Origin of the sequence: Bartonella sp. MR110HLJHH, from assembly GCF_042194225.1 — a bacterium.
GTDB classification, from domain to species: domain Bacteria; phylum Pseudomonadota; class Alphaproteobacteria; order Rhizobiales; family Rhizobiaceae; genus Bartonella; species Bartonella grahamii.
Genome location: NZ_JBHIMQ010000036.1, coordinates 1 through 4,555, shown reverse-complemented (window position 1 = coordinate 4,555; position 4,555 = coordinate 1). Strand labels below are relative to the sequence as shown.

At 40.3% G+C, this 4,555-nt stretch carries 1 protein-coding gene and 1 pseudogene; both read right to left on the bottom strand.

The features are described from left to right. Positions 1 to 370 precede the first annotated feature (370 nt). Positions 371 to 3,007, bottom strand: coding sequence for a DUF6990 domain-containing protein (locus ACFIKB_RS08910; protein ID WP_375653383.1), 2,637 nt, complete (start codon positions 3,005 to 3,007; stop codon positions 371 to 373). Beyond that, a pseudogene (locus ACFIKB_RS08905) lies at positions 3,008 to 4,555 on the bottom strand (hypothetical protein); the annotation flags it as partial.

The following is a 4,555-nucleotide window of genomic DNA, read 5'->3' as shown; positions in this document are numbered from 1 at the left end:
AAAACCTTCAAAACTAAGTACCATAATAGTTTTGATAGCATTTCTTATGATTATAATCCCTTTCTTTTGAAAGGCTTTAAAGGATTATATGCTTTTCATAAAGCACATTTTAATCATTTACTAAAATCATAAGATTCGTCTGTTAAATAAACAGACATAACCGATAAAATAGACAATAATCCATTAAAAGGGATTTTGATCATCTATGGAATAATTTTATAGATCTTTTTTTATAGGTTGTTTCATTAAAATCTTGCACCAAAACCATGATCAGAGCCATACCACTGTTGAGTTTCTCAACTAGTGATCAAGGCTTTGGAGCGCGTCTTATTTTCTAAATTTCTGAAATCTTTTTGATATTTTTTAGGTGCTATTTCTTGTCTTTTTTTCCGATAAAATTGACTATTTTCTCTTTCCACGAGCGGGGTTGCTCCTTGCAGGTAACCTCTTGTGGATCATCAAGCTTTTCTGCCACCTGTTTAATCAAAGCGTAACTCACTTGCTTCACCTTTGCTACTTCTTTGGCTAAAGCTAATGCACGTTCAAGGTGGGTTTTGTTGATGCTTTCGTCAAAGCCTAGGTGATCACCTGCCGTAAAGCTTTTCTGATAAGATTGTAAGGTCTCAACATCACCCAACAAAGCAAGAGCGCCAAGATGAAGTAAAGCATAATCCGTATTATCTGCTTTAGATGTTGCATCTTGTTGCCAAGGAGCAGTGCCATAATCAGAGCGAAGTCTTTTAGAAAGGTCAATGTCTGTTACCGCCCATTTTAGCGCGTCATCAAGTGCTTGCTTTAAGCGATCCGCAGTAACTTCTGGTTCAAAGATTTCTAACCCCTTTGCTTCAAAATTAAGCTGTATATCTGGAATATCTTCCGTGTAGGTAGGATCAATGAATTTACAAGCGGTGGAAAGAATGCCCGTGCTAATCAAAAAGGCGCTATCAAATTGTGGGTAGTCTTTGGCAATTTCGTCGTTATAAAGAATATCTACTTCACGATCAGCCAATTGATAGCTTGCCATATGGTCATTCTCATTGATTTTCTCGGTTGACCAGCCTAGGCTTTTTAAAAGTGCATGAGCACTTTCCATGGTGAGACGATCATCAGTGTCATCCACTTCATCCACTTCCTCTGCCGCTTCAACAGAAGTTGTTTTAAAAGCAACAGATGCTGTTTGCGCATCCAAACTCAAAATCGGAGCGTTTTTGGGAAAACCAGTCCGATAACGCCGTGCAAGAGTAAGAGCGTTGTCAATCGTATATTTCGTGATACCTTCCACAAAGCCTAGATGGTTCTTTGCCCTGAAACTTTCCTTATAAAATTTGAGCTTTTCAATATCACCAATCAGAATGAGTGCTATAAAGTGACGTGCCACAAGGTGAGCTTCACTGTTTGTTGGCAAAGCGGCATAATCATAGATGATTTGATTGACATTTTGCCGATCTGCCCATTCAAGTATATCTGTACAAATCTCCTTTAGCTTGCCTTCATCCAATTCAGTACTAGAAACTGTATAAAATTCTTCTGCCTCTTTGAGAGCTATATATTGGGGCAATCTAGGAAACATCTCTCTATGAGCAGTAGAAAAGCCAAGTGTTGAAAGCGAAGCCTTAAATACAACAATCGGCTCTTCTTCATCACTTTGAAGGTTATACATTATATTGATGATACGGTCTTTACTTACAAAATAAGCATTGCGATCATAGTTCTTATCACGATAAACTGTCCAGTCTATCCTTTTTAAGTCTTCAGAAACTGTATTAAGAAAAGACAAATCTTGCAAACTAAGACGATCATCTATGGCTTTTCGCTCATTAAAGATTTTCAGATGCTCTTCAGCAAATTGAACGGCGTGATTAACATACTTCTCCACTTCACGGTCTTCTAAATGTCCAGAAATCGTACCGGCTTCTAAAAAATTTTGATAAGATTTCAGGATATCAATTTGACCTGTCAATGCTAAACAAGCCAAATGCCAGACTATACGTATATTGTAGCTATACTTTTGAACACGTGTTTTGCTTTCTATTGATGCTTGTAAATCTTGGGCACGTGCCCATTGTATTATTCGCTCAGAGATTTTGATAAGCTCTTGCTCATCTAATGTCTCTACACAAATATCAATGCCTTTATCAAAACCACTAAAAATCCCCCCCCCAATCGTGTTAAAAGAATTATAAATATTTGTGGGTGATATGCACCGATACTCCCCACTATAGTGAATATATTTACAAGCTACAGAAATCATTTCATTAGATATTTCAGCTTCAATACGGACATTGTAATTGTCATGGAGACGTATAAAACCAAAATCAAATTGAATAAAGCGGTCGGGCAAAATCAACCACATTTTTCCAGGCTCCGTAGAAAACCACCCTTGTGTTTTAAGAACGCGCATTGCTGCTGTGAGGCTTATCGAGCGCTGTTTGGTTTTTTTGCGCGTTAGAATATCATCCAACTCCCCATTTTTATAGGCTTGCGCAAAAAAAAGCAGGCGATCATCCGATGTCATTGTTTTATAATCTGCAAATTCTGGCACAGATAGTTTTGGGGTAGATCTATCACTCCTTAAAGCCTCCATATCACCAAGTAATGCTTGTGCAACGGCAGAATGATTAGTAGCTTCCTCGCACAACTTTTTTTCAATATCCTGTGCTTGCGCCCATGCAATCACTCTATTTAGAGCGTCCTTAATATGGCTTTCGGAAAGATCTGAAGCTTTAACATTAAAATCCTCCTTCGCGTAAAACAGCACATCTTCATATTTACGCTGTGATTTTTCACCTCTAGAATATTCCCGAGCAAGGCAATAGGAAGCAGTAGTGAGTTTAGCCGATAACCGGAACTCTTTGCCGCTCTCTCCATAATTTTTTATATCATAGCCTATGCCCACAATGCGGTCAGGAAGATGATAATGCGCAAAAGTGTCTCCCACTTCATCGCGATAGGGTTCCCAGCCCAGTATTTTTAAAATTTCTGTTACGTCTTTGGTTTGTATCTTCATTTATTGTCCCTGTACAAGTTCTTCTAAACGACCTGTATGACGGCTAATTTCATATTCGATAGGTCTTCCCCACTCCCTACCTAATTGGTTTTTAGCCCAATCTTTCTTAAAATCATCCAGTTGTTTCTGAGTTGGTTTCTTTTCGTCTATAAATTCTTTGAGTTCTTCCTGATATTTATTTAGCTTTTCTTTGTGTTCCTCAAGAAACTCTCTAATAACATCTCCCGTGGGTTTTGCATCTCCTGTTTTATAGGCTTCTTTCAAAATTTTTTGATTTTCTGTAAGCTTGGAATCACCTGTTTTTGTTTCTCTAATTTTTAATTCACCATTTTCTATATAAAGAAGATCAGGACGAGATCTTTTTTCAAGTGGTTTTCTTCCAAACATATCACTCTCAAACTCAGCTCCCTTCACCTCAGCCTTAAACGAGGATTCTTTTTGGCATACCGTACATTCTTCCTTGTTTTCTAATTCTTGCTTGTCCTTATCACGTTTTTTGTCATGATGTTCTCTGTTTTTATTTCCTGTCTGCGGATCTTTGATCTTCTCGCCCTTGGCACTGTTTTCAGTACCAATTTTTCCAACTGATTGAACAACTTCCTTTTCTGCTTTTGCAGCCGCTTCTTCAGTCTTAGCAGCGAATTTAGCCAGAACCTTTTCGCCAAGCTTTATGCCTCCCTTGGCTGCTCCAGCACCTCCCAAAAACAGCGTTGCTACTTCAGTCAATAATTTTCCAAATTCAAGACCAGCATTAAAGGAACCACCGGCACCGGCTCGCTCATATTCCTCCTCCATTTTATTAATGCGATCTACATAGGGCTGTGCAAAGGCATGCCCAAGGGTAGCCAAAACCTTACCACTGGTGAAGAAATCTTTGAGCGCTTTCAAAATCTCTTTGGAATTTTTGGCTATTTGTATCAAGTCACCAACCGTAGGAGAACTGATTATTTGCAAAAAACCATCAACCGTATCGTATACTTCAGCCGGTACACCAGCTACCATACCAGCCCCAAAGCTTATACCTTGCCCTGTACTAATCGCAGACCACTTCGCAGACACTGCTGCTTCACATAAAAGGTCAGGACACTCCTTTAATTCTTTATTCATCTGGGCTATTTGAGCACTGCTGAGGTAGTTATTTGCAGCGGCATTACCAGCGGCATCGGCACCGGCATCAACATTGCCACCGGCAATGGCAGCGGCAACGCCCCCAGCAGCCCGTGCGACATCAATGGTGTGGTCTCTAAAGTCAGCAAACTGCGCATCAATCTTTGCGTTTATACGCGCTTCCTCTTCCGGAGTTGGGGTGCGACCGTTTAGATCCCCCATTTCCTCTTTCACAATGCCTTGCACCCACAATTGAAACTGGAGCATGGCTGTGGCTTCACCCACAGCCCCGCCGATAGCACCGGCAGAGCAAGCGCCACTCGCAACCGCGCCTTTTAAGCAGCCAAGACCAGCATGGGCAACAATTTGTGTGATCGTATCTATTTTGCCTTCTGCCTTGGCGGTACCGATTTCTTCTGCCAACGATTTGCCAACCGTATC

Excerpts from the sequence above, each read along its gene's own strand:
- ACFIKB_RS08910 (WP_375653383.1), bottom strand. The coding sequence starts at position 3,007 with ATGAAGATACAAACCAAAGACGTAACAGAAATTTTAAAAATACTGGGC.